This window comes from Lentzea kentuckyensis (assembly GCF_002150765.1).
Lineage (GTDB): Bacteria > Actinomycetota > Actinomycetes > Mycobacteriales > Pseudonocardiaceae > Lentzea > Lentzea kentuckyensis.
The window spans coordinates 1-1,165 of record NZ_MUYM01000223.1 but is presented as its reverse complement, the minus strand read 5'-3'; the positions used below and the strand labels follow the sequence as shown (position 1 = coordinate 1,165).

Annotated in this window: 2 protein-coding genes; both read left to right on the top strand. The window is 71.0% G+C overall.

Going from position 1 to position 1,165, the window contains the following annotated elements:
- Positions 1–27 precede the first annotated feature (27 nt).
- Positions 28–663 (top strand): acetate--CoA ligase family protein, encoded by a 636-nt coding sequence (locus B0F77_RS46130; RefSeq protein WP_086669344.1) that lies wholly within the window; start codon positions 28–30, stop codon positions 661–663.
- Positions 660–1,165 (top strand): thiamine pyrophosphate-binding protein (locus tag B0F77_RS46125; protein ID WP_245849544.1); only part of this gene is annotated, 506 nt, incomplete at its 3' end. The genes B0F77_RS46130 and B0F77_RS46125, both read left to right, overlap by 4 nt.

The following is a 1,165-nucleotide window of genomic DNA, read 5'->3' as shown; positions in this document are numbered from 1 at the left end:
GGGGGACCCCCTGGAGGGGACGCCTGCGTGAGCCTGCCCGCAGACCCGTACCGATCAGGCTACCTCGCGGCGCGCGAACTGCTCAGCTTCGTCGAGTTCCCCAGGGCGCACGCCATCACGTCGGCCGTAGAGGCGAAGGCGACCACGCTCACCGGCCCCTACGCGCTCAAAGCTGGCTGGCTCGCCCACAAGAGCGAGCACGGCGGCGTGCGGCTCAACCTCACCGACCCCGCGACCGCGTTCGAGGAGATGGAAGCCAGGCTGGGCCCCGGCACCTACGTCCTCGAGGAGATGGACACGCGCGAGCACACCGTCGAGCTGATCGTCGGCGCGAAGCGGGACCCTTCGTTCGGCCCGATGGTTCTCGTTGGGGCGGGCGGCATCCACGCGGAGTTGTTCAAGGACGTCGCGATCGAGCTCGCACCCGTGACTCCCGCCACGGCCAGGGACATGCTGGCCCGCCTCGTCTCCGCCCCGCTGCTGTCCGGCTGGCGGGGCGCGGAACCCGTGGACGTGGCGGCGCTGGCCCAGGTCATCGCGCAGGTCTCCGAAACGCTCGCGGCCAGACCGGACCTGGCCGNNGGCGGCGTGCTGGCCGTGGACGCGCTGATCATCCCCTCAGGGGACACGTTGAACGACACGACTGGACAACGAGTGGCATGAGCACGACTCGCATCAGCGGGGGTGACGCGCTGGTGCGCGCACTCGTCGCGCACGGCACCGAGCTGGTGTTCGGCATCCCCGGCACCCACAACCTCGGCATCTACCGCGCCCTGGCCGAGCACGACGTCAAACACGTCACCCCGCGCCACGAACAGGGCGCCGGTTTCGCCGCCGACGGCTACGCCCGCGTCACCGGCAAACCGGGCGTCTGCCTCACCACGAGCGGCCCGGCGGTGCTCAACGCCATGACCGCGATCACCCAGTCGTACTCGGACTCCGTGCCGGTGCTGCTCATCTCACCGGGCATGCCGCTGCGCCACCCCGGCCGCGGCAACGGCACCCTGCACGAGGTCCGCCACCAAAGCGCCGCGCTGGAAGCCGTGATCGGCTACTCGAACCGCGTGCACAGCGTCGCCGAGATCCCGCTGGCCGTCGCGCAAGCCTTCGCGCACATGACCTCCGGCCGCCCGCGCCCAGCACACCTGGAAATCCCGCTCGACCT